Origin of the sequence: Streptomyces sp. NPDC051320, assembly GCF_040682175.1 — a bacterium.
GTDB lineage: Bacteria > Actinomycetota > Actinomycetes > Streptomycetales > Streptomycetaceae > Streptomyces.
Genome location: NZ_JBFBAL010000022.1, coordinates 49,409 through 72,109, shown reverse-complemented (window position 1 = coordinate 72,109; position 22,701 = coordinate 49,409). Strand labels below are relative to the sequence as shown.

The 22,701-nt window shown below is 69.1% G+C and carries 19 protein-coding genes; 9 read left to right on the top strand and 10 right to left on the bottom strand.

Annotated features, from left to right (window positions below; all coding sequences use genetic code 11):
- Positions 1 to 44: 44 nt before the first annotated feature.
- Entirely contained in the window at positions 45 to 980 is a 936-nt protein-coding gene (locus tag AB0M87_RS31400) for an NAD(P)-dependent oxidoreductase (RefSeq protein WP_365859009.1), read from the bottom strand.
- The gene (locus AB0M87_RS31395; RefSeq protein ID WP_365859007.1) at positions 940 to 1,434 is read right to left on the bottom strand and encodes a DUF3145 domain-containing protein; all 495 of its coding nucleotides are present in this window, start codon (positions 1,432 to 1,434) and stop codon (positions 940 to 942) included. Before AB0M87_RS31395 ends, AB0M87_RS31400 begins: the two co-directional genes overlap by 41 nt.
- Positions 1,435 to 1,772: 338 nt before the next feature.
- Between AB0M87_RS31395 and AB0M87_RS31390 the strand changes: the two genes are divergently transcribed.
- Both AB0M87_RS31390 and AB0M87_RS31385 read left to right on the top strand, forming a co-directional pair.
- The gene (locus AB0M87_RS31390; RefSeq protein ID WP_365859005.1) at positions 1,773 to 2,669 is read left to right on the top strand and encodes an SGNH/GDSL hydrolase family protein; all 897 of its coding nucleotides are present in this window, start codon (positions 1,773 to 1,775) and stop codon (positions 2,667 to 2,669) included.
- A 10-nt stretch (positions 2,670 to 2,679) separates the two neighbouring features.
- Positions 2,680 to 3,657, top strand: a complete 978-nt coding sequence (locus tag AB0M87_RS31385) for an aldose epimerase family protein (protein ID WP_365859003.1) — start codon at positions 2,680 to 2,682, stop codon at positions 3,655 to 3,657.
- Between the two features lie 65 nt (positions 3,658 to 3,722).
- Here the strand turns inward: AB0M87_RS31385 and AB0M87_RS31380 are convergent, their stop codons facing one another.
- Both AB0M87_RS31380 and AB0M87_RS31375 read right to left on the bottom strand, forming a co-directional pair.
- The gene (locus AB0M87_RS31380; RefSeq protein ID WP_365859001.1) at positions 3,723 to 4,511 is read right to left on the bottom strand and encodes an EI24 domain-containing protein; all 789 of its coding nucleotides are present in this window, start codon (positions 4,509 to 4,511) and stop codon (positions 3,723 to 3,725) included.
- 9 nt (positions 4,512 to 4,520) lie between these two features.
- Entirely contained in the window at positions 4,521 to 7,136 is a 2,616-nt protein-coding gene (locus tag AB0M87_RS31375) for an alpha-L-arabinofuranosidase C-terminal domain-containing protein (protein WP_365858999.1), read from the bottom strand.
- Between the two features lie 243 nt (positions 7,137 to 7,379).
- Here AB0M87_RS31375 and AB0M87_RS31370 point away from each other — a divergent pair, with 243 nt between their 5' ends.
- From AB0M87_RS31370 to AB0M87_RS31340, 7 genes are all read left to right on the top strand, one after another.
- The gene (locus AB0M87_RS31370) at positions 7,380 to 8,537 is read left to right on the top strand and encodes a mandelate racemase/muconate lactonizing enzyme family protein (RefSeq protein WP_365858997.1); all 1,158 of its coding nucleotides are present in this window, start codon (positions 7,380 to 7,382) and stop codon (positions 8,535 to 8,537) included.
- Positions 8,534 to 9,550 (top strand): alcohol dehydrogenase catalytic domain-containing protein, encoded by a 1,017-nt coding sequence (locus tag AB0M87_RS31365; protein WP_365858994.1) that lies wholly within the window; start codon positions 8,534 to 8,536, stop codon positions 9,548 to 9,550. The genes AB0M87_RS31370 and AB0M87_RS31365 overlap by 4 nt, the downstream gene beginning before the upstream one ends.
- 91 nt (positions 9,551 to 9,641) lie before the next feature.
- Entirely contained in the window at positions 9,642 to 10,625 is a 984-nt protein-coding gene (locus tag AB0M87_RS31360; protein ID WP_365858992.1) for a hypothetical protein, read from the top strand.
- Between the two features lie 8 nt (positions 10,626 to 10,633).
- Complete coding sequence (chvE, locus tag AB0M87_RS31355; RefSeq protein ID WP_365859021.1) at positions 10,634 to 11,743, top strand: multiple monosaccharide ABC transporter substrate-binding protein; 1,110 nt, start codon at positions 10,634 to 10,636, stop codon at positions 11,741 to 11,743.
- A gap of 23 nt (positions 11,744 to 11,766) precedes the next feature.
- Complete coding sequence (mmsA, locus tag AB0M87_RS31350; protein WP_365859019.1) at positions 11,767 to 13,287, top strand: multiple monosaccharide ABC transporter ATP-binding protein; 1,521 nt, start codon at positions 11,767 to 11,769, stop codon at positions 13,285 to 13,287.
- 5 nt (positions 13,288 to 13,292) lie between these two features.
- A complete protein-coding gene (gene mmsB / locus AB0M87_RS31345) occupies positions 13,293 to 14,528 on the top strand; it encodes a multiple monosaccharide ABC transporter permease (RefSeq protein WP_365858990.1) in 1,236 nt (411 codons plus the stop codon).
- A 67-nt stretch (positions 14,529 to 14,595) separates the two neighbouring features.
- Positions 14,596 to 15,780 carry an aldose epimerase family protein gene (locus AB0M87_RS31340; RefSeq protein WP_365858988.1) on the top strand — a complete coding sequence of 395 codons (1,185 nt, stop codon included), beginning with the start codon at positions 14,596 to 14,598 and terminating at the stop codon, positions 15,778 to 15,780.
- A gap of 269 nt (positions 15,781 to 16,049) precedes the next feature.
- On the opposite strand, the gene AB0M87_RS31335 is transcribed toward AB0M87_RS31340, so the two are convergent.
- The 6 genes from AB0M87_RS31335 to AB0M87_RS31310 all read right to left on the bottom strand — a co-directional run bounded on the left by AB0M87_RS31335 (position 16,050) and on the right by AB0M87_RS31310 (position 22,600).
- On the bottom strand, positions 16,050 to 17,564 hold the full coding sequence (locus AB0M87_RS31335; RefSeq protein WP_365858986.1) for an alpha-N-arabinofuranosidase: 1,515 nt from the start codon (positions 17,562 to 17,564) through the stop codon (positions 16,050 to 16,052).
- 15 nt (positions 17,565 to 17,579) lie between these two features.
- The gene (locus AB0M87_RS31330) at positions 17,580 to 18,503 is read right to left on the bottom strand and encodes a carbohydrate ABC transporter permease (RefSeq protein ID WP_365858984.1); all 924 of its coding nucleotides are present in this window, start codon (positions 18,501 to 18,503) and stop codon (positions 17,580 to 17,582) included.
- Positions 18,500 to 19,462 carry a sugar ABC transporter permease gene (locus AB0M87_RS31325; protein ID WP_365858982.1) on the bottom strand — a complete coding sequence of 321 codons (963 nt, stop codon included), beginning with the start codon at positions 19,460 to 19,462 and terminating at the stop codon, positions 18,500 to 18,502. Before AB0M87_RS31325 ends, AB0M87_RS31330 begins: the two co-directional genes overlap by 4 nt.
- Complete coding sequence (locus tag AB0M87_RS31320; protein WP_365858980.1) at positions 19,459 to 20,808, bottom strand: extracellular solute-binding protein; 1,350 nt, start codon at positions 20,806 to 20,808, stop codon at positions 19,459 to 19,461. The genes AB0M87_RS31325 and AB0M87_RS31320 overlap by 4 nt, the downstream gene beginning before the upstream one ends.
- A gap of 182 nt (positions 20,809 to 20,990) precedes the next feature.
- Positions 20,991 to 21,833, bottom strand: coding sequence for an SMP-30/gluconolactonase/LRE family protein (locus AB0M87_RS31315; protein WP_365858978.1), 843 nt, complete (start codon positions 21,831 to 21,833; stop codon positions 20,991 to 20,993).
- Complete coding sequence (locus AB0M87_RS31310; RefSeq protein ID WP_365858976.1) at positions 21,830 to 22,600, bottom strand: IclR family transcriptional regulator; 771 nt, start codon at positions 22,598 to 22,600, stop codon at positions 21,830 to 21,832. Before AB0M87_RS31310 ends, AB0M87_RS31315 begins: the two co-directional genes overlap by 4 nt.
- Between the last annotated feature and the right edge of the window lie 101 nt (positions 22,601 to 22,701).

Here is a 22,701-nt window from a genome sequence, read left to right as displayed (position 1 = left end):
GCTCGACTGTGCGCTTGCGCACAGTCGAGCCCCTCCGGCGTTTGCTAGGCCTCGAAGCTGGCGAAGTACGACGCTGCCATGTCGTCGTTTCCGTGGCCCAGGCTCTCCGCCCGCCGGAACCGGTCGCCGCCGGCCGCTGCCACGTCCAGGCGGACGCCCGCGGCGCGGCCGGCCTCGACGATGAGGCGGGCGTCCTTGGCGGCGGTGGTGACCGAGAAGCTCGGGGTGTAGTTCCCGGTGAGGATCGCGTCGGCCTTCAGGTGCAGGTAGCCGCAGTCCAGGGAGCCGCCGCTCACCGCATCCAGGAAGAGCGCGGGGTCGACCCCCAGGCCGGCGGCCAGCGCCAGTGCCTCGGCGGTGCCGTGGGTCAGGGTGAGGACCCAGCTGTTGCAGACCAGCTTGAGCCGGGTGGCCGCTCCGGTGGCGCCGTCGTCACCGACCCAGACCGTCTTGCTGCCGACCGCTTCGAGGACCGGGGCCGCCACGTCGCGTACCGACTCGGGGCCGGCGGCCAGGATGGTCAGTTGGCCCTTTTCCGCAGGGGCCTTGGTGCCCAGGACCGGGGCGTCCACGAAGACCAGGCCGTGCGTGCGGGCCAGACCGGCCAGCGGGGCGATCGCCTCGGTGCCCGCCGTGGTGCACTGGAGCCACACCGCGCCGGGGGGCAGCGACGCCAGGGCGTCGTTCATCGTGTCGAGGACCGCGGCGCCGTCGTACAGCATGGTGAGGACCACGTCCGCGTCCTCCACCGCATCGGCGGGCGTCCCGGTGACCCGGGCACCGACCGCGGCCAGCGGCTCGGCCTTGGACCGGGTGCGGTTCCAGACCCGTACGTCGAGTCCGGCGTGGCAGAGGTTGCGGGCCATCGCGGCGCCCATGATGCCCGTGCCGAGGACAGCTACTGAAGTGTGGTCAGCCATGACTCCACCGTAGGACGGGTCAGACGACTTGGTGCAGCCAGCGCACCGGTGCGCCCTCACCCGCGTATCGGAACGGCTCCAACTCGTCGTCCCACGGCTTTCCCAGCAGCTTGGCGATCTCTGCCTCGAGGTCGCTCTCGCCGCCCAGCGACCGGGTGAGCGCGGCCCGCAGCCGGTCCTCGGGGACCAGGATGTCGCCGTGGATGCCGGTGACCGCGTGGAAGATGCCGAGTTCGGGTGTGGCGCTGTAGCGCTCGCCCTCCGCGGCGGGGCAGGGCTCGGACGTCACCTCGAAGCGCAGCAGATTCCAGCCCCGCAGCGCCGACGCGAGTTTCGACGCGGTGCCCGATTCGCCCTTCCAGGAGAACTCCGCTCTCCAGGTGCCGGGTGAGGCGGGCTGTCTGACCCAGTCGAGATTCACCCGCACGCCGAGAACGCCCGCCACCGCCCATTCGATGTGCGGGCACAGCGCGCGCGGCGCGGAGTGCACGTAAAGAACTCCACGTGTCGTCACCGGGACCTCCAGTGCGGTTCGAGTTTCGCTTTCCCCAGCGGCCACTCGCCCGTTCCGCCCCGGGGTGCAACAGTAAACAGCATCGGGGTTAATCTCCTGAAAAGGGACACTATGTGACGGGATGTATTTTTTCGGGAATGTAGCTGCTTGGGAACCTGGGAGCTTCGGGAATGCCGGAGCTCCGGAGCTGTGGGTGAGTGAAGTTGTCACTGGTTCGACGGGAAAAAGCTACCGCGCGGCGGCCCCGGAGGTGTGCCGTACTGTCGGTCCGGGGGCCGTTGGACACAGAGCTTTCACTCGGCAGGACACCAGGGTCCGCCACTTGGAGGGGCCAGAGCATGCGGGGAACCGCCCGGAACCGGCGCAGCCGCTCCGCCGTCGCGGGTGCGACGGCGGGGCTGCTCGTCCTGCTCGGCGCGCAGGCCGGCTGTGACGCCTCCGGTGGCGCTGCCGGGCCCGGTTCGCAGGACCGTCACCCGTCTGCCTCACCCACTCCGACCTGGGACACCAGCCCCGATTCGGTGGCTGCGGTGGGTGATTCCATCACCCGCGGTTTCGATGCCTGCACCGTCCTTTCGGACTGTCCCTCGGTGTCCTGGTCGACCGGCAAGAACCCCGCGGTGCGCAGTCTCGCCGTCCGGCTCGGCGCGGACAAGAGCTGGAACGACGCGCGCACCGGGGCCCGGATGGCCGATGTGCCCGGCCAGATCGACGCGGCGGCCACACATCGGCCCGCCTTGGTGACGGTCATGGCGGGCGCCAATGACGCCTGCCGGGACTCCGTTTCGCACATGACACCGGTGGATGAATTCCGAACATCGTTTGAGACGGTGCTGAAACGATTGCGCAGCAGGCTGCCCAGTGCCGAGGTGTACGTGTCGAGCGTGCCGGACCTGAAGCGGCTCTGGTCACAGGGGCGCGGCAACCCACTGGGCAAGCAGATCTGGAAGCTGGGGCTCTGCGCGTCGATGCTGCGGGACGCCGATGCGATGGATCCGGCCGCCGTGCAGCGGCGCGACACCGTGCGGGAGCGGGTCATCGCCTACAACACGGTGCTCAAGGACGTCTGCGCCGGCTACCGGCACTGCAGGTACGACGGCGGGGCGGTCTTCGACTACCGGTTCACCGGCGGCCAGCTGAGCCGCTGGGACTGGTTCCACCCCAGCAAGGACGGCCAGCGGCGGCTGGCGGAGATCGCCTACCGCAATGTCACGGCCGATCGGCCTCCGGCGTAGGGTCACGATCATGAGCAGCGCGCATCCGGAGCCCTTCGGCCGTCTCGCAGACGACACCCCTGTCCACCGCTGGACCCTGGAGCGGGGTGGCACGCGGGTGCGCGTCCTCACGTACGGCGGAATCGTGCAGTCGGTGGAGGTGCCCGACCGCGTGGGCGCGTCGGCCGATGTGGCGCTGGGCTTCCCCGACCTGGCCGGTTATCTGGCCTGCCCGGGTCCGTACTTCGGCGCCTTGGTCGGCCGGTACGCGAACCGGATCGCCGGCGGCCGCTTCACCCTCGACGGGCGGACGTATGAGCTGGCCCGCAACAATCCGCCCAACAGCCTGCACGGCGGTGACCGGGGTTTCGACAAACACGTCTGGGACGCGGAGCCCGTCGGCCCGCACGGGGTGCGGCTCTCCCGCGTCAGCCCGGACGGCGAGGAGGGCTTCCCGGGCCGGCTGGCCGTCTCGGCGACCTACAGCCTGGACGAGAACGGCGCCCTGCGGATCGCCTACGAAGCGACCACCGATGCCCCGACCGTCGTCAGCCTGACCAACCACACGTACTGGAATCTGTCCGGTGCCGGGTCCGGCAGCGCGGCCGGCCACGAGCTGCGGATCAGCGCTTCGCGGCTGACGCCCGTGGACGACGACCTCATTCCGACCGGTGAGTTCGCCCCCGTCGCCGGTACCCGCTTCGACTTCCGCGAGCCGCGGAAGGTGGGTGCGGGGTACGACCACAATTTCGTACTCGACGGGACGGACGCGGCCGAGCTGCACGACCCCGGCTCTGGCCGGGTGCTGACGGTCACCACCACCGAGCCGGGGCTCCAGCTCTACACCGGCGACCATCTCGGCGACGGCCCGTTCGGGCCCGGTGACGGTGTCGCGTTGGAGACGCAGGGCTTTCCGGACGCGCCCAATCGGCCGGAGTTCCCCAGCACGGTGCTGCGGCCGGGGGACGGTTACGCGTCGGAGACGGTGTACGGGTTCGCGGTGCGGTAGCGGGTGGTTTTCGGGGCTCTGCCCGGGCCCCCTCCTCAAGCGCCGGAGGGGCCGACTCTGCTCCGTCAGACTCCGTGTGCAGCTGTGTCCGTCTCGTCCCGAACCGGGGTAGGTGCAGACTCGCCCAGCAGTTCGCGGGACATCAGGGTCGCGCCGGCCACCGCGCCCGGCATGAGGAAGACTGCGACGACCGGTACGACGAAGGCCACCGCCAGCGGGACCCCGAAGCCGAGTACCAGCAGTCGGCGTCCCTTCAGCAGTGCCAGTCCTTCCCGGAACTCGATGCGACGGCGCTGCAGCGCCACCGCTGTGAGCTCCTCGGAGAGGAAGAAACCGGTGACGCAGAAACCGATCGCGGGGACGACGGTCTGGCCGACGGCCGGGATGAAGCCCGCCGCGAAGAGCAGAATTCCGTAGAAGGTGACCCGCACCAGGATGCGGAGGCTGTCGCGTGCGGAGATCCACAGTTCCCGCCAGAGCGGCAGACCCGACCGGTGGACCTCGCCGCCCTCGGACTCCTCGACCCGTTCGGAGAGCGTCTCGTAGAAGGGCTGGCCCACCAGCAGCGTCACCGCTGTGAAGGAGACGACGGCGAGCAGCAGGGCCAGCGCCCAGAGCAGCACGGTCAGGGCGCCACGGAAGAGGGCCGACCAGGGCGAACCCCAGTCGTCGGCGAAGGGTGTGGCCCACGCGGCCGCGTCGTCCGCCCAGAAGGCGAGCGCGACCAGCGCGGCCACGTAGAGCACCAGGGTGATGAGGCCGGGCAGCAGCCCGAAGCCGTACTGCCTGCCGTGTCGGCCGACCCAGCGCTGGCCCTGCACCAGATAACCGAAGCCCGCCCCGAGATCACCCATGGGGCAAGCCTAGCGGTGCGTGCCCACCTCCAGGACGGTGACCGAGTACGGCGGGAAGACGTACGGGAAGGACGGCGCGATGCCGGTGACCTTGCGGGTCACCGGGACCAGCCGCTCGGGGTCGGTCAGCGTGTTGGTGTCGGTGGGGGCGGTCCCCGCGAGCACCGTGACGCTGCCCTTCGCCCGGACCTTCGCGGCGCCGGCGATGACGATGTCCGTCGTACGGGCGGTGGAGCCGAAGTTGACGACGGCCGCGTAGAGGCGGCCGGTCGCGGGGTCGCGGGTGGTCACCGTGTTGAGGCCCGGCAGGGCCCGGGCCGTGGTCGGCACCACCACCGAGCCCCGATGGGTGCGCAGGAGTTGCTGGGCGTAGTAGCTCGGCGAGTTGTAGCTGGTCAGCGGGGAGTACGCGATGAGGTTGGTGGCCCAGGTGTTGTCGCTGACGTGGCTGAAGAGCGGGGCGTAGGATTCCATGAGCACCTGATCGGAGTTGCGGATCAGGCCGGTGAGCCAGGAGGCGTCGCCGAGCGCCGCGTTGAGGTTCGGGGTGGGGCGGCCCTGCTGGGAGGCCCATTCTCCGACGAAGACCTTGGGGGTGGTGCGGTCGCGGTTGTCGTACTTGTGCGAGCCGTGCTGGAAGGCCGAGGGCGACTGGTAGTAGTGCTCGTCGATCAGGTCGTAGGGGCGGGAGGACACCGGGGTGGTCGCGATGAGCTTGAGGTGCGGGTACTTGGCCCGGATGGCGTCGTAGAAGGCCGCGTACCGCTCCTCGTAGGAGCCCGAGGTGTCGAACCAGTCCTCGTTGCCGATCTCGACGTACTTCAGGGGGAACGGCTCCGGGTGGCCGTCGGCCGCCCGGCGGCTGCCCCAGGTGGTCGAGGTGGAGCCGATGAGGTACTCGATCTCGTCGACGGCGTCCTGCACGAAGGGCTTCAGCGCGTCCCCGGTGACATGGGCGCCGCGTAGCGCGTAGCCGGCGAAGACGCAGAGCAGCGGGGCGCAGCCGAGGTCCTCGGTGAGCTGGAGGTATTCGAGCAGGCCGAGCCCGTCGGTGGACCAGTAGCCCCAGGCGGAGTTCCGGTGGCCGGGGCGTTCTTCGACGGGGCCGATGGTCTTCTTCCAGTCGAAGCGGTCGGCGATGACGTTGCCCTCGAGGTAGTTGCCCCCGGGGAAGCGCAGGAAGGCCGGTTCCAGGGCGGCGAGCTTCTCGACCAGGTCGACCCGGAGGCCGTTGGGGCGGTTGCGGTAGGTCGGCGGGAAGAGCGAGACCTGGCTGAACCAGACGGTGTCGCCGGCCGCGGCCCCGGAGTCGGTGGTGACTCTGAGCACCGCGTCCGCGGTGGTGGGGGCGTGTGCGCCGGTCCTGAGCTTCAGGTCGTACCGCTGCCAGTCCGCGCCGACGTGCGCGGTGGTTGCGGTGGCGTGGACGGTGCCGTCCTTGCCGACGAGGGAGACGGTGAGGCGGCCGCGATAGCCGCCCCTGGCGTGCAGCGAGGCGCGGTAGGTGGTGCGGGGCCGGACGGGTATGCCCCAGAAGCCCTCGTTGGAGATGCCGTCGCCGGCGGCGGCCACGGTGAGCTTCAGGGACTGGGTGAGCGCGGTGTTGAGCGGCACGGAGGTGTCGATGGTGATGGCGCCGGCGCCGGTCGCGCTCCAGTGCAGCGGGGTGCTCGCCGCCATGAAGCTGCGGTTGTTGACGAGTTCGGCGTAGAGGCCCCCCTCGCCGCTGTGGTTGATGTCCTCGAAGAAGATGCCGCCGAGTTCCGGGCTGACGGTGGGGCCGTGCGCGGCTGTGTCGATGGTGAGCAGCGGCCGGGTGTCGGCGGGGTCGACGCCGGCGAGGGCCGCTGCCTGGTCGGCGGTGAGCGCGGTGGCGTAGACGGCGACCTCGTCGATCAGCGCGTACGCCTGGTCGACGGGTGCGCCGCCGAAGAAGCCCCGGCCGACGGCGGTCCTGCCTGCCGTGTTCTTCCAGCCGCTGCTGTAGTCGGCCTCGCCCTCCAGGATGCCGTTGACATACAGCTTGACGGTCTTCTCCGCCGGGTCGTCGACACCGAGGAGGTGGTACCAGGTGCCGGTCTCCGGGGCGAAGGTGGCGCCGGCGACGGCTGCCGCGTTGTTGGCGTCGGTCGAGTCGGCGGGCAGCCGGGTGAAGGCGAACGCGCCGGTGTCGGCACGCAGTTGGAGGAAGAAGGCGCTGACGGCGGCGCCGTCGCAGGAGACGAAGGTCTGGTAGCCGTCGGCGCGGGAGAGCCGGACCCAGGCGGAGGCGGAGAAGGCGCCCGAGGTGTCGACGACCGGGCCGGACCGTTCGGCGGACCCGGTGGCCGTGGTGTCGAGACTGTGCGCACCCGTCCTGCCTTCGCCCCAGCCGGCCTTTCCGGTGAGCGTGAGGGGGTTGCCGTTTCCGGCCGCGTCGGCCGCGGTGCTGCCGGAGCCTTCGTCGAAGGCCCAGTGCGCGGCGGGGCCGGGGAGCGCCGCGGTGGTGGCCGCCGGGTTCGGGGCGGCGCTCGCGGCGCGGGCGCTCCCGAGTGCGTAGGCGAACGGCGCGGCGCTCGCCGCGGCGATGAGCGTGCGACGGCTGATGTGCGTCATGGACTGGCGCTCCTCGAACTCGATGGGCATGTTCCCGGATTGTTCGATATTTCGGACGACCTTCGATATTTCGACCGGTGGGAGCATGCCGTCCCGCACGCCACCCCGTCAACACCCGCGACACGTCCACGACAAGTCGTCGAAACCGGGGTGGACGGAGGCATTGACGTTGAATGCATCACGCGATTACGGTCACGCCAGGATTTCGAACGTAAGACGAGATATCGAACGTCGACTACCGAACAACCACGGACAACCCCGGGGGCACCTGCCTTGCGAATCACCGGAATCACCACCCACGTCGTCGGGACGCCCTGGCGCAACCTGACCTACGTCCAGGTCCACACGGACGAAGGCCTCACCGGTGTCGGTGAGACCCGCATGCTCGGGCACACCGACGCACTGATCGGCTATCTGCGCGAGGCCGAGGTCAACCACATCGCGGGCTCCGACCCGTTCGCAGTGGAGGACCTGGTCAAGCGGATGAAGTACGGCGACTACGGGCGGGCAGGCGAGATCGTCATGTCCGGCATCGCCGTCGTCGAGATGGCCTGCTGGGACATCAAGGGCAAGGCCCTCGGCGTCCCGGTCTGGCAGTTGCTCGGCGGCAAGGTCACCGACCGGGTCAAGGCGTATGCGAACGGCTGGTACACCACCGAGCGCACGCCCGAGGCCTACCACAAGGCGGCCCGCACGGTCATGGAGCGCGGCTACCGCGCCCTGAAGATCGACCCGTTCGGCACCGGGCACTTCGAGCTGGACCAGCAGCAGACGAACTACTCGATCTCGCTGATCGAGGCGGTGCGCGACGCGATCGGCCCCGACTCCGAGCTGATGCTGGAGATGCACGGACGGTTCTCGCCGTCCACCGCGGTGCGCCTGGCCCGCGAGCTCGCCCCCTTCAAACCCGCCTGGCTGGAGGAGCCGGTGCCGCCGGAGAACCTCAAGGCGCTGCAGAAGGTCGCCGCCAAGGTGGACACTCCGCTGGCGACCGGCGAGCGCATCCACGACCGGATCGAGTTCCGGGAGCTCTTCGAGTCGCAGGCCGTCGACATCATCCAGCCGGACGTGGGCCACATCGGGGGCATCCTGGAGACCAGGAAGCTCGCCGCGACCGCCGAGACGCACTACATGCTGGTCGCCCCGCACAACGTGGGCGGACCGGTGCTGACCGCGGCCAGCCTGCAAGTGGCGGGCTGCACCCCGAACTTCAAGATCCTCGAGCACTTCAACGACTTCGCCGACGCCGAAATCAAGAAGGTCGTGAAGGGCGCGCCGCAGGTCGTGGACGGCTACTTCGAGCTGTCGAACGAACCGGGCCTCGGCGTCGAGCTCGATGTGGACGCGGCCGCCGAATTCCCCCAGCAGCAGGCCCGGTTCGACCTGTGGGCGGACGGCTGGGAGAAGCGCGCACCCAAGGCCACCGAGTGAGCACCGGCCGCGCCGTCGTCGTCGACGCTCCGGGGGTGCACCGCCTGGTCAGCGGTCCGACTCCGGAGCCGGGACCCGGTGAGGTACGCGTCCGGGTCGCCGCGGCCGGCATCTGCATGAGCGACCGCGAGGTGTACGACGGCCACCGCGACCCCGGGTACGTCCGCTATCCCGTCGTCCCCGGCCACGAGTGGGCCGGGACCGTCGAGGCGGTCGGTGCCGGGGTGGACTCCTCCCTCGTCGGGCGCCGCACCGTCGCCGAGGGTTTCCGGTCCTGCGGTACCTGCGAGCGGTGCCGGAGCGGCGAGACCTCGCTGTGCGTCGCCGGGTACGCGGAGACCGGTTTTACCTGCCCCGGCGGGTTCGCCGACCACCTGGTCGTGCCGGCCCGGCTGTTGCACCTGCTGGCCGACGGCGCGGACCTGCGGGCCGCGGCGCTGCTGGAGCCCGCGGCCGTGGTGGCCGCGGCGGTGCGCGCCGCACGCCCCGAGCCCGGCGAGCGGATCGCCGTGGTCGGTGCGGGCACCCTGGGGCTGCTCGCCGTGCAACTGCTCGCCGCCACCTCGCCCGCGGAGCTGACCGTGATCGACCCGCGGGCCGAACGGGCCGCGCGGGCACTGGAGTTCAGCGCCACCGAGGCCCGTACGCCGGAGGAGTCGGCAGCGGTACGCGGCCGCTACGACCTGGTCGTCGAGACGGCCGGCGCGCCCAGCACCGCCGCTGACTCCTGCCTGCTGGCGCGGCGCGGCGGCCAGGTGGTGCTCACCGGGATGTTCACCCCGGGAGCCGCCGGTATCGATCCGGTGCATCTGTCGCTGAGCCAGCTCACCGTGCGGAGCATCTTCGGGGCGCCGAGCGCCGCCTGGGCCTTCGCGGTCCGGGCGTTCACCGCCGGGATCCTCGACCCCGGCCCGATGATCACCCACGAATTCCCGCTCGAGCGGTACGCCGACGCCGTCGCGCTCGTCGGCGGCGGGGACCCCAAGACGGGGAAGGTGCTGCTGCGGCCATGAAACGTACGCCGTGCCGTACGGCCGCACGCCGTTGGATCCGAACCTCGTCCGACATATCGAACGTCTCACCGAGTATGCAAGGAACCTGCCTGTGATCGACGCATCAGCCACCACCCCACGCCGCCCCGGCGAACAGGCCCTCGCCGCACTCGGCCTCGACGCGCCCGCACTCCAGCCGGCCGACGCATCCACCGCGCGCTTCCCCGACGGTGGCGGCTGGCGCACCGAAGTCCCCTCCGTCGAGGGGCCGGAGGCGCTCAATGTCGTACTGAAGGAGTCCTCCAAGCTCGATGTGCCCATCCACCGCATCAGCCAGGGCAGCGGCGTCTGGATGCTCACGGACACCGAGATCACCGACATGGTGGGGGCCTGCGCCGAGCGCGACATAGAACTGTGCCTGTTCACCGGCCCGCGCGGCACCTGGGACATCGGCGCGTCCACCCGTACGGACTCCGGCGGCGGCGGGCTGCGCGCCCGCGGTCACGACGCGCTGGCCGGTTCGCTGGAGGACGCGGTGCGCGCCACCGAGCTGGGCGTGAAGTGCCTGCTGGTCGCGGACGAGGGAGTGCTCTGGTCACTGCACCGGCTGCGCAGCGCGGGGGGTATCCCGGCCGACACCACCTTCAAGGTCTCGGCGCTCGTCGGCCCGGTCAACCCGGCCTCGTTCGCCGTGTTCGAGCAGCTCGGCGCCGACTCCATCAACATCCCCTCCGACCTCACGCTCGCCCACTTCACCGAGATCCGGCGGGTCTCCGCCGCTCCGATGGACCTCTACATCGAGGCGCCCGACGATCTCGGCGGCTATGTGCGGATGTACGAGGCCGCCGAGCTGATCCGGCGCGGCGCCCCGATCTACCTGAAGTTCGGTCTCTCCAAGTCGCCCGGCATCTACCCGTACGGCGCCCAGTTGCGTGAGCACACGCTCAACACCGCCCGCGAGCGGGTCCGCCGCGGCCGGCTCGCCCTCGATCTGCTCGCCCGGCACGGCGCGGACGGCGGGATGTCACCGCTCGGTTCCCGGCTGCCCGGCACCCTCAACCGTTTCAGCGTCTCCACCTCCCCCGAGAAGGACTGATGACCGCCATGCGACACTCACGCCGCACCGCAATGACCCTCGTCACCGGATCCCTGGTCCTCGCTCTCGCCGCCTGCGGCCAGAGCAGTTCCGGGGGCAGCAAGGAGACCAAGACCGGCGGCAAGGGATCCACCATCGGCATCGCCATGCCGACGAAGTCGTCGGAGCGCTGGATAAACGACGGCAACAACATGGTCAAGCAGTTCAAGGCGCTGGGCTACAAGACCGATCTGCAGTACGGCGAGGACGACGTCGACCACCAGGTCTCGCAGATCGAGAACATGATCACCAAGGGTGTGGACGTCCTGGTGGTCGCGGCCATCGACGGCAAGGCGCTGTCCGACGTACTGCAGCAGGCCGCCGACCAGCACATCAAGGTGATCTCCTACGACCGGCTGATCCTCGGCACCCCGAACGTCGACTACTACGCGTCCTTCGACAACGAGAAGGTGGGCGTACTCCAGGCCACGTACATCATCGACAAGCTGGGGCTCAAGAGCGGCGCCAAGAAGGGCCCCTTCAACATCGAGTTGTTCGCCGGATCGCCCGACGACAACAACACGCGCTACTTCTGGGACGGCGCGATGAAGACCCTCAAGCCGTACCTCGACAAGAAGGAGCTGGTGGTCCGCTCCAAGCAGACCAAGCTCGACCAGGCCACCACCCTGCGCTGGGACGGTGCCACCGCGCAGAAGCGGATGGACGACCTGCTCACCAAGGCGTACTCGTCGGCCGACGTCGACGCGGTGCTCTCCCCGTACGACGGCATCTCGATCGGTGTTCTCTCGTCGCTGAAGTCGGACGGATACGGGACCAGCGCCAAGCCCTACCCGATCGTCACCGGGCAGGACGGCGAGGTCGCATCGGTGAAGTCGATCATCGCGGGCCAGCAGACGCAGACCGTCTACAAGGACACCAGGGCGCTCGCCAAGCAGGCCGTGCAGATGGCCGACGCCATGCTGAACAAGAAGAAGGTCGAGGTCAACGACACGACGACCTACAACAACGGCAAGAAGGTCGTCCCCTCGTATCTCCTGAAGCCGGTCAGCGTGGACAAGTCCAACTACAAGGCGGAGATGGTGGACTCCGGCTACATCAAGGCGAGTGACCTGAAGTGAGCAACAGCACGCCGGTGCTGGAGATGCGCTCGATCGTGAAGACGTTCCCCGGGGTCCGGGCGCTCTCCGACGTATCACTCACCGTCTCCGAGGGCGAGGTGCACGCCATCTGCGGTGAGAACGGGGCAGGCAAGTCGACCCTGATGAAGGTGCTCAGCGGGGTTCATCCGCACGGAAGTTACGAGGGCGACATCCTCTTCCGGGGAGAGGACTGCGCCTTCAAGGACATCCGGGCCAGTGAGGCGCGCGGAATCGTCATCATCCATCAGGAGCTGGCGCTCATCCCGTACCTCTCGATCGCCGAGAACATCTTCCTGGGCAACGAGCACGCCAACCGCGGGGTCATCAGCTGGAACGAGACGCTGCGGCACGCGGCGCGGCTGCTCAAGCGGGTCGGTCTGACCGAGCATCCGCAGACCCGGGTCGCGGACATCGGGGTCGGCAAGCAACAGCTCGTGGAGATCGCCAAGGCGCTCTCCAAGGAGGTGAAGCTGCTCATCCTGGACGAGCCGACGGCCGCCCTGAACGACGAGGACAGTGCCAAACTCCTGGATCTGATCCTGGAGCTGAAGGAACAGGGCATCACCTCGATCATCATCTCGCACAAGCTCAACGAGATCTCCGCCGTCGCCGACTCCGTCACGATCATCCGTGACGGCCGGACCATCGAGACCCTCGATGTGAAGGCTCCCGAGATGACCGAGGACCGGATCATCCGTGGCATGGTCGGCCGCGACCTCGACCATCGTTTCCCCGAACGGACCGCCTACCAGGGCGATCCGGGCGCGCACCACGCACTCGAGGTGCGGAACTGGACCGTCCACCATCCGATCGACCAGCAGCGCAAGGTGGTCGACGACGTCTCCCTGCACGTCGGGCGGGGAGAAATCGTGGGCATCGCCGGCCTCATGGGGGCCGGCCGGACCGAACTGGCCATGAGCGTCTTCGGGCGTTCGTACGGCCGGAACATCAGCGGCACCGTCCACAAGGACGGCAGGCAGATCCGTACCAGGACGGTCCCCGAGGCGGTCGACCACGGCATCGCCTACGTCACCGAGGACCGTAAGCACTACGGCCTCAACCTCATCGACACCATCAGCCGCAACATCACCATGAGTGCCCTGGCGAAGGTGTCGAAACGCGGCGTGGTGGACGAGCACGAGGAGACCCGGGTCGCCGAGTCGTACCGCACGTCCATGAACATCAAGACCCCGACCGTCTTCGAACAGGTCGGCCGGCTCTCCGGCGGCAACCAGCAGAAGGTCGTCCTCAGCAAGTGGATCTTCGCGGGGCCCGAAGTGCTGATCCTCGACGAGCCGACCCGCGGTATCGACGTGGGCGCCAAGTACGAGATCTACACCGTGATCGACCAACTGGCCGCCGAGGGCAAGGCCGTCGTCTTCATCTCGTCCGAACTTCCCGAACTGCTCGGCATGTGCGACCGCATCTACACCATGGCGGCCGGCCGGCTCACCGGTGAGGTCGCACGGGCGGAAGCGACCCAGGAAGTGCTGATGCGCCACATGACCATGAACAAGAGGTAGCTGCCATGGGTCCGGTCACCACCGAAACCCCCAAGAACACCGCTCCGGCGCCCGAGTCCCCGCGGTCCGCCGCCGGAGCACTCCTGATGGACGCCGTGCGGCGCAACATGCGCCAGTACGGGATGCTGATCGCACTCGCGCTCATCGTCGTGCTGTTCCAGATATGGACCGACGGCGTCCTGCTCAAGCCCAACAACGTCACCAACCTGGTCCTCCAGAACAGCTACATCCTGGTACTGGCCATCGGCATGATGATCGTCATCATCGCCGGTCACATCGACCTCTCGGTCGGCTCGCTGGCCGCCTTCGTCTCCGCAGCCTGCGCCGTGATGATGGTCGAACACAAGATGCCCTGGGTACTGGCCCTGGTCATCGCGCTGATCATCGGCGCGGTCGCGGGCGCCTGGCAGGGCTTCTGGATCGCCTACGTGGGCATCCCGTCCTTCATCGTCACCCTCGCCGGTATGCTGATCTTCCGGGGCGGTACGCAGATCCTGCTGGGCTCCCGCTCGCTGGGTCCGTTCCCCGAAGGCTTCCAGAAGATCTCGACCGGGTACCTGCCGTCGGTCGGCCCGAACACGAACTACCACAACCTCACCCTGCTGATGGGTGTGGCACTGATCGCCGTCGTCCTGATCCAGGAACTCCGCTCCCGCCGCCGCGAGAAGGAGTACGAGCTGGACGTCCTGCCCAAGGGCCTGTTCATCACCAAGTGCGTGGCGATGATCGCCGCGGTCGTGGCCTTCACCATGACCCTGGCCAGCTACCGGGGTGTCCCGATCGTGCTCCTGGTGCTGGCGGCACTGCTCATCGGGCTCGGTTTCGTGATGCGTAACGCGGTCGTCGGCCGCCATGTGTACGCGCTCGGCGGCAACCAGCCGGCGGCCAAGCTGTCCGGCGTCAAGGACAAGCGGATCGTCTTCCTGGTCTTCGTGAACATGGGTGTCCTGGCGGCGCTCGCCGGTGTGGTCTTCGCGGCCCGGCTGAACGCGGGAACCCCCAACGCGGGTGTGAACTTCGAACTCGAGGCGATCGCCGCCTCGTTCATCGGTGGCGCCTCGATGAGCGGCGGCGTCGGCACGGTGTTCGGCGCGATCATCGGCGGTCTGGTCCTGGGTGTGCTGAACAACGGCATGTCCCTGGTGGGCGTCGGCAGCGACTATCAGCAGGTCATCAAGGGGCTGGTGCTCCTGGCCGCGGTCGGCTTCGACGTCTACAACAAGCGCAAGGTCGGTTCGTAAGTCCTGCACGTCACGCAAGTCCCCCCGTAGGTCTCTTTCGTACGACTCTCTCCGAGGAGCTGCACGCATGCTGAACCCTGCACACAAGCCGAGCAGACGCACCGTGATGGCCGCGACAGCCGCGGCCGGACTGGCCGCCACCACGTCGATCGGCAGCGCTCACGCCGCCGAGGGCCACACCTCGTGGGCATCGTCCAGCCCGTCGAAGAAGTTCTTCGGCACCCTGGCCGACGGCACCAAGGTCGACGTGTGGACCGTCGCCAACGGCGGCACCCGCCTCCAGGTTCTCTCCTACGGCGGGATCATCCACTCGCTGGAGGTTCCCGACCGCCGGGGGCGCGCGGCCAACATCGCCCTCGGCTTCGACAACCTCGCGGACTACGTCGCCAAGAGCCCGTACTTCGGCGGACTCATCGGGCGGTACGGCAACCGCATCGCCCGGGGCAAGTTCACCCTGGACGGCGTCACGTACCAAGTGCCGGTGAACGACGGGGTGAACAGCCTGCACGGTGGCACCAAGGGCTTCGACAAGCAGATGTGGCACGTCGAACCGTTCGACCGGCAGGGTGACCGCGGTCTGGTGCTGTCCCGGATCTCCCCCGACGGTGAGATGGGCTACCCGGGCACCCTCAAGGTCCAGGTCACCTACACGCTGACCCGGCGCGGCGAATGGCGGATCGACTACGAGGCGACGACCGACCGGGCGACCGTCGTCAACCTCACCAGCCACACCTATTTCAATCTCTCCGGTGAGGGCAGCGGTTCCATCTACGACCACACCCTGCAGCTGGCCGCCGCCCGCTACACCCCGGTCGACTCCGGACTCATACCGACCGGCGCCCTGCCCCATGTGTCCGGCACCCCCTTCGACTTCCGCCGGGCGAAGGCGATCGGGAGGGACATCCGGGAGGCCGACGACCAACTGGTGTACGGCAAGGGATTCGACCACAACTGGGCGCTCGACAAGGGCATCACGGCCCGCCCCGAGCACGCGCTGACGCTGACGGACCCGGCGTCCGGCCGGGTCATGAAGATGTACACGACCGAGCCCGGGCTGCAGTTCTACTCGGGGAACCAGCTGGACGGCACCCTCGCGGGCACGTCGGGGAAGCTCTACCGCCAGGGTGACGCCCTCGCCCTGGAGACCCAGCACTACCCGGACTCCCCCAACGAGCCGTCCTTCCCGAGCACGGTGCTCCGGCCGGGGCAGACCTACCGCACCACCACCGTCCACGCGTTCTCCACCCGCTGACGGGTGCCCTGAACCGCTGTGCCCCGCAGGCGCCCTGACGCCCTGCGGGGCACAGCACTGTCCGCGGCCTCCGCCGGATCGGCCCGCGTGCTGCGCGGCCGGCGCGCAGCACGCGGGCCGCGCAGACGACGTCGCCCGGTGCGCAGCGGTGTGGGGTGTCCGCTGCGGACCGGGCGACGGGGTGTTTCTCGAGGTCCTTGTCGTCTTCACGCACCCGGAGAGTGCGCGACGGGCCCCGAGGGGGACATCGGGCGCGGGCCCGATGCGGGTCAGGCCAGCCTGATGACGTTCCAGGAGAGCGGCTCCAGCGTGGTGACCAGCGAACCGTCACTCACCGCCGTCGTCCCTTCCGCGGCAGGGTGCGGGGCGACGCGCTCCGGGTCGGCGAGGGTGTTGCGGGCGTCGGGATCGGCGTCGGCCAGCACGCTGTGCTCGGCCAGCGAGCCGACGGAGGTGCCCCGCAGATCGACGGTGAGCGGCAGCGCCTCGGTCCGGCTCCGGTTGACCGCGAACACGGTGACCGTGCCGTCGTCGGCCTGCACGGCCGTCGCGTGCAGCAGGTCCACGTCGCCGTACCGCTGGGTCGGGTACGCCGGCGAGTCCACCCGTACGTCGAGGACCGTGCCCCGGCCGTACCGGGACGCCTGGGCGAAGGGGAAGAAGGTGGTCTGCCGCCAGGCGGGGCCGCCCGGCTCGGTCATGATCGGCGCGATCACGTTGACCAGTTGGGCCAGGCAGGCCACCGTGACCCGGTCCGCGTGGCGCAGCAGCGCGATCAGCAGCGAGCCGAAGACCACCGCGTCGGTGACCGTGTAGAGGTCCTCGAGGAGTCGCGGGGCCTCGGCCCACTCCTCGGGCGGCTTGCTCTCGGCGCGGGTCTGGTACCAGACGTTCCACTCGTCGAAGGACAGGTTGATCTTCTTCTTCGACTTCAGCCGGGCGCCCACGTGGTCGCAGGTCGCCACCACGTTCTCGATGAACGACTCCATGTCGACGGCCGAGGCCAGGAAGGAGTCGCGGTCGCCGTCGTGCTCCTCGTAGTAGGCGTGCAGCGAGATGTAGTCGACCAGGTCGTAGGTCTCGGCGAGTACGGTCGCCTCCCAGGCGGCGAAGGTCTGCATGCCCTGTCCCGACGAGCCACAGGCGACGAGTTCGACGGAGGGGTCCAGCTGCCGCATGGCGCGGGCGGTCTCGGCGGCGAGCCTGCCGTACTCCTCGGCGGTCTTGTGGCCGGTCTGCCAGGGGCCGTCCATCTCGTTGCCCAGGCACCACAGCTTGATGCCGAAGGGCTCCTTGTCGCCGTGCGACACCCGCAGGTCGGAAAGTGCGGTGCCGGACGGGTGGTTGGCGTACTCCTGGAGCTCGAGTGCTTCGGCGACACCGCGGGTGCCGAGGTTGAGCGCCATCATCGGCTCGGCGTGCGGACCCACCTTCTGCAGGAAGGTGTGGAACTCGGAGAGGCCGAACCGGTTGGTCTCGGTGGAGTGCCAGGCCAGGTCGAGCCGGCGCGGGCGGTCCTCCAGGGGGCCGACGGAGTCCTCCCACTTGAAGCCGGAGACGAAGTTCCCGCCGGGGTAGCGGATCGCGGTGGCTCCCAGCTCACGGACCAGAGCGAGCACATCGGTGCGTAGTCCGTCCTCGTCGGCCGCCGGGTGACCCGGCTCGTGGATCCCGGTGTAGACACAGCGGCCGAGGTGCTCGACGAAGGAGCCGAAGAGCCGCGGATCGACCTCGCCCACGGCGAAGGCGGGGTCGAGGGCGAAGCGGGAAGTGCGGAGGGACATGCAAACTGCCTTTCGCTACTGGCCGGCGAGGCCCGTGTGGGCCACACCGCTGACGATCTGGCGCTGGAAGAAGACGAAAACGATGATCAGCGGCAGGCCGGCGATCAGCCCGCCCGCCATCAGCTGTGCCCACTGGAAACCGAAGGCGTTCTGCACGGTCGCGATGCCGTTGGGCATCGTCATCAGGTCGGGGTTGGACGTCACCATGTACGGCCAGAGGAAGTTGTTCCAGGACGCGATGAAGGTGAAGATCCCGACCGCGGAGAGCGAGGGGCGGGAGAGCGGCAGCACGATGGTGAAGAAGACCCGCCAGCGCCCCGCGCCGTCGATGAACGCGGCCTCCTCCAGTTCGCGCGGAATGCCCTGGAAGAACTTGTAGAGGATGTAGACCATCGCGGCCGGAGCGCACTGCGGCAGGATCATGCCCCAGTAGGTGTCGACCATCCCCATGGACTGGACGGTGGTGAAGAGCGGGATGCCGAGGACCGCCGGTGACACGATCAGACCGGCCATGGTGAGCCCGAGCAGCGCCTTCTTGCCGCGGAACTCGGTGCGCGCGAAGCCGTATCCGGCCAGCGCGGAGACCAGCAGCACGATGAAGGTGACGCAGACCGAGACGATGACGGAGTTGACGAACCAGTTGGGGATGTTCCCGGCGTCGAAGACGTTCCGCCAGCCCTGCACCGTCCAGTGGTGGGGCAGCCAGTGGACGGGCAGGGTGACCGCCTCGGTCTCGGACTTGAGCGAGGTGACCAGCGCCCAGGCCAGCGGCGCCACCCAGACCGCGGAGACCAGCACACCGACCGCGGTGAGCACGGCCTGACCGAGCGTCCACGGCCGGCGGTCCTTGGTACTGCGGTTTTTGGGCGTGCCGGGGCTGTTGGGCGTGCCGGGGATCTTCGGCGTGCTGCGGTTGTCGGGCATGGTGGCGGTGCTCATCGCACGCCCTCCTCACGCTTGCGCAGCAGCCACATACGGCCCAGGGCGATCACTGCGATGATCAGGAACAGGATGAAGGAGATCGCGGACGCGTAGCCCACCCGGTAACTGGTGAAGCCCTGCTCCAGCGTGTACTGCACGAAGGTCCTCGTCGACTCCTCCGGCCCCGGCCCGAACTGGTACAGGATCACGGCCTGGTCGAAGAGCTGGAGCGAGGCGAGGATCTGCAGCACCACGATGAGTCCGGTGATGTTGCGCAGCATCGGCAGGGTGATGTGCACGGTGCGTCGCCAGGCGTTCGCGCCGTCCAGCTCGGCGGCTTCGTAGAGGTGCTGCGGGATGTTCTGCAGGGCCGCCAGATAGAGCAGGAAGCTGAAGCCGACCGTCCACCACAGGGTGCAGATGACGATGGCGAGCATCGCGGTGGACTTCTGGGTGAGCCAGGGTGTCTGGAGGCCGAGAACGTGGTTGACCATGCCGGTGGCCGGCTGGAAGAGCCACCACCAGAGATTGCCGACGACCGCCGACGGAAGCAGGAACGGCGCGAAGAAGCACAGCCGCCAGAGCCACTTGGCGCGTTCGATGTGGTGCGCGAGCATCGCCAGCAGGAAGGCGAGGACCACGATGCAGGGAACCACGAGGAGCGTGAAGTAGGCGCTGTGGCCGAGCGAGGACCACACCAGTGGGTCGTCGAGAGCCTCGCGGTAGTTGTCCAGGCCGACGAAGTGGGCACCGACGCCGGAGATGTTGGCGTCGGTGAAGCTCAGCCAGAGCCCCCGCAGCACCGGGACGATCACGAACAGGCCGAAGAGGACGAAGAAGGGAGCGACGAACCAGCCGCCGTGCTGCAGTCCGCGCCCCAGCCGGGCTCGTGCGCTGCCCTCCCGGGCCTCCTCCCGGCCGACCCGGGCGGGGCGTATCGCGGCGGTGGGCACCGCCACGCTCTCGGTACTCGTCATGCGCCGGAACCTCCCTCGGTGGCGGTGGTGCCTTCCATCGGGTTCTTCATCGTCAGCAGCTTCTCCAGGACCCCGCGCATCCGGCGGGCGGCCGCCTCGGGCTTGGTGGAGCCGAGGTTGGAGGCGGCGACGACGGGGCCGATGCGCTGGGACAGCGTCCCCGTCGAGCCGGAGAACCATGCCGAGGGCTCGAACGCCAGGTGGTCCATGGCGGAGGAGTACTCGGACTGCGGCTGGAGCTTGTGGTAGTCGGCGTCGTCCTGGATCGGCAGATAGGCGGGGATGTGCCCGCCCTTGGCCCATTCCAGCGCGTTCTTCACGATGAACGCGGTGAGCCGGTGGGCCGCCTCGTTGCCCGCGCCGCCCCGGCTCGACTGGTGCGGCAGCACGAATCCGTGTGACTCGGCCTGGCTGGTCGGCGGGCCGAAGACGCCCGGCATCGGGGTGGCGCCGTAGTCCAGTCCGGCGCCGGTGTAGACGGGCACCGACCAGTCGCCCTCCCAGACGAAGGCGCTGCCGTTGGTGAACGACGCGCCGTCGTCGGCGCCGACGGTCGCATAGCCGTCGGTGACGTGCTTGCGCAGGAACTCCAGGACCCGGGTGGCCTTGTCGGTGTCGAAGGTGACGTCCGAACCGTCGGGGCTGAGGCAGGTGCCACCGAGCTGGGTGTAGAAGGAGAGGAAGAACCACCAGGAGAAGTTCTGGTCGTTGGCGTGAATACCGACGGTCTCCAGACCGCCCTTGACCACCTTCTTGGCGGCCTTCAGGGCGGCGAACCAGTCATCGGTGGAGCTGATCGGGACCAGCTTTCCGTCGTCGCCGATGAGTCCGGCCTTCTTGCAGATGTCCTTGCGGTAGAAGCTGATCTGCACATGTGTGTCGAGCGGCACCCCGTACAACTTGCCGTCGACCATGCCGCGCTTCCACACCGCCGGGCTGAAGTCCTGTTCCCTCAGGCCGTACCGGGCGAGCAGGTCCACGTCGAAGGGGTCGAGCAGCCGGCCGGGCGCGAAGCCCGGTATCCGGCCCAGATGCATCACACCGAGCTCGGGCGCCCGGTTGCCGGAGGCCGCCATGGCCAGCTTGGTGTAGTACGGATTGCCCCAGGTGAGCGTGGAGTCCTTGACGTCGATGTCCGGGTACGCCTTACGGAAGGCGTCAAGGATGGCGATCATGTTGGCACCGTCGCCGCCGCTGAAGAGGTTCCAGTAGCGGACGCGGGTGTGCGCGGTGGAGGCGAGCGCGTCGGCGCCCGTACCGAGCGCGGCGAACCCGAAGCTGCCCGCCACCGCCAGACCGCCGACACCGGTCAGCAGCTGCCTGCGATTGAGGTCAGGTCGTCCCATGCCCTGCCCTTACTGTTCGAATTAACGGATGTTCGAAATATCGGATGCTGCTCGTAACTTCGAACGGACGTTAAAGTCGAATGTGTCGCGCGTCAATGGCTGGGGCGAAATTCCCGAACAACGTCCGGCACTCCGAACAAAGGAGTGCCGGACGTCCCGTGAGGCGGCGGCAGTGGCCGGTGTCAGCCCGCGAAAGCCGGCTGCGGCAGGCCCTGCCCGGCGTCCGGCAGGACCAGCAGGGAGCCGGCGAGCGGGTGCGGGGCCCGCAGACCGGTGCGGGCCGTGCTGATGTAGAGATCGCGCAGCTCACGGCCGCCGAACGCACAGGCCGTGGGGCGCGGAACGGGCAGCTCGACGGTTCTGTCCAGCCCGCCGTCGGGGGTGTAGCGGCGCACCGCAGCGCCGTCCCAGAGGGCCACCCAGAGGCAGCCGGCCGCGTCGACGGTCAGCCCGTCGGGGTAACCGGCGCCTTCCTCGATCGTCGCGAACGGGCGCCTGTTGTGCGGAAGTCCGCCGTCGAAATCGAAGACGTCGATCCTTCGGGTCGGGGTGTCGATCCAGTACATCAGGGAGCCGTCCGGGCTCCAGCCGGTGCCGTTGGCCACCGTGGCGGTCAGCTGGTGCACCGCACTGCCGTCCGGGGCGATCCGGGCCAGCGTGCCGCCGCCGGCGCCCTCGTCGTACCGCATCGTGCCGGCCCAGAGCGCTCCGTCGGGGGCGATCGCGGCGTCGTTGCCCCGCCGTCCCGCCACCGGGTCGCGCAGCAGCCAGCGGAAGGCGCCGTCCGGCCCGTAGAGCCCCACGCCGTCCCTGAGATTGACCACCAGTCCCCCGCCGGCCCGCGGCTTGGCGGCGCCGACGTGCTGCCCGGTGTCCATGTCGGTCCGCCGGCCCGTCGCCGGGTCGTAGGTGTGGACCCGGGCGGAGAGGATGTCCACCCAGATCAGCCGGTCCGCGGCCGCGTCCCAGGTCGGCCCCTCGCCGAGGGCCGCCCGTTCCCGTACGGCCACCTCGGGGCGGATCACGGGTGACTCCGGTGGCCGAGTCGGGTGGAGAGCTCCGCGGCGCCCTTGAGCGCCAGCTGCTCCAGCTCGCTCTCGCGGTCCGCGTTCCAGCGGATCATCGGCACGGAGATGGAGAGCGCCGCGACGACCCGGCCGGCGCCGTTGCGCACCGGGGCGGCCACGCAGCTCACGTCCGGGTTGGACTCCCGGTGCTCGACCGCGACCCCGCGCTCCCTGATGCCGGCGAGTGCCTCGCGCAGGACGGCCGGGTCGGTCAGACTGTTGGGGGTCATCGCGATGAGCTCACGGCCGGAGATCCGGGCGGTGAGTTCGGGCTCGGACAGCGAGGCGAGCAGCATCTTGCCGACGGAGGTGCAGTGCGCGGGCAGCCTTCGGCCGGCGGCCGACACCATCCGCACCGCATGGGTGGAGTCGACCTTCGCGATGTAGATGACGTCGGTGTCCTCGAGGATGGCGACGTGCACGGTCTCGTCGCAGGTCTCGGCGACCTCACGGGCCACCTGCTGCCCCTCGGCCGCCAGGTCGAGCTGCTCGGCATAGCGGCTGCCCAGCTGGTACGTCCGGACGCCGAGCCGGTACCTGCCCGGCTGCTCCGGCACCGGAACCAGGTAGGCGCGGGCTGCGAGCGTGGTGAGCAGCTCGTGCACCGTGGTGCGCGGCAGCTGAAGTCTGCGGGTCACGTCGGGCGCGGAGAGCGAGCCGTCCCCTTCGAGGAACAGCTCGAGTATGTCCAGCGCCCGGGTCACCGCCGGGACCAGTCGTCCCATGGTGGTCCACCCACCCTTCTGATCGGTTCACCAGTGTTCGAAACTCCGGCCACCGGTCGGAATTACGAACACAGCGTATCCATAGCGCTGTTCGACGGGCA

Excerpts from the sequence above, each read along its gene's own strand:
- AB0M87_RS31380 (WP_365859001.1), bottom strand. The coding sequence starts at position 4,511 with ATGGGTGATCTCGGGGCGGGCTTCGGTTATCTGGTGCAGGGCCAGCGC.
- AB0M87_RS31330 (WP_365858984.1), bottom strand. The coding sequence starts at position 18,503 with ATGAGCACCGCCACCATGCCCGACAACCGCAGCACGCCGAAGATCCCC.
- AB0M87_RS31325 (WP_365858982.1), bottom strand. The coding sequence starts at position 19,462 with ATGACGAGTACCGAGAGCGTGGCGGTGCCCACCGCCGCGATACGCCCC.
- AB0M87_RS31340 (WP_365858988.1), top strand. The coding sequence starts at position 14,596 with ATGCTGAACCCTGCACACAAGCCGAGCAGACGCACCGTGATGGCCGCG.
- AB0M87_RS31385 (WP_365859003.1), top strand. The coding sequence starts at position 2,680 with ATGAGCAGCGCGCATCCGGAGCCCTTCGGCCGTCTCGCAGACGACACC.
- AB0M87_RS31375 (WP_365858999.1), bottom strand. The coding sequence starts at position 7,136 with ATGCCCATCGAGTTCGAGGAGCGCCAGTCCATGACGCACATCAGCCGT.
- mmsB (WP_365858990.1), top strand. The coding sequence starts at position 13,293 with ATGGGTCCGGTCACCACCGAAACCCCCAAGAACACCGCTCCGGCGCCC.
- AB0M87_RS31310 (WP_365858976.1), bottom strand. The coding sequence starts at position 22,600 with ATGGGACGACTGGTCCCGGCGGTGACCCGGGCGCTGGACATACTCGAG.
- mmsA (WP_365859019.1), top strand. The coding sequence starts at position 11,767 with ATGCGCTCGATCGTGAAGACGTTCCCCGGGGTCCGGGCGCTCTCCGAC.
- AB0M87_RS31390 (WP_365859005.1), top strand. The coding sequence starts at position 1,773 with ATGCGGGGAACCGCCCGGAACCGGCGCAGCCGCTCCGCCGTCGCGGGT.
- AB0M87_RS31335 (WP_365858986.1), bottom strand. The coding sequence starts at position 17,564 with ATGTCCCTCCGCACTTCCCGCTTCGCCCTCGACCCCGCCTTCGCCGTG.
- chvE (WP_365859021.1), top strand. The coding sequence starts at position 10,634 with ATGCGACACTCACGCCGCACCGCAATGACCCTCGTCACCGGATCCCTG.
- AB0M87_RS31320 (WP_365858980.1), bottom strand. The coding sequence starts at position 20,808 with ATGGGACGACCTGACCTCAATCGCAGGCAGCTGCTGACCGGTGTCGGC.